The organism is Veillonella sp. ZSJB6 (assembly GCF_051549505.1).
Taxonomy (GTDB): domain Bacteria; phylum Bacillota; class Negativicutes; order Veillonellales; family Veillonellaceae; genus Veillonella.
In genome coordinates, this window is record NZ_JBPUGE010000170.1 from 1 (window position 1) to 239 (window position 239).

The following is a 239-nucleotide window of genomic DNA, read 5'->3' on the forward strand; positions in this document are numbered from 1 at the left end:
GTTGAACGCACCGATTGTCACGATGAACACCGACGACAAGGCAAGTAGCTGGTGGTCGAGCCACACGAAGCGAAAACCTGCCCCGATATCCGCCCATGTCATTCGTTCCTCTGTCACGACTCGTCTCGGCTCGACAAGGCCGAGGCTACACGCTGCCGCGATAAACAAACTGACAATCGACAGCACATAGTTCAGTTCAAACGGGAAGCGTGTGGCCAGCAAGGCGCCGCTGATCGCCG

The 239-nt window shown here is 57.3% G+C and carries 1 protein-coding gene; it reads right to left on the reverse strand.

The window, feature by feature from the left end; translation table 11 throughout:
• Window positions 1-239 (reverse strand): hypothetical protein (locus ACSV5T_RS10315; protein WP_438321087.1); only part of this gene is annotated, 239 nt, incomplete at both ends.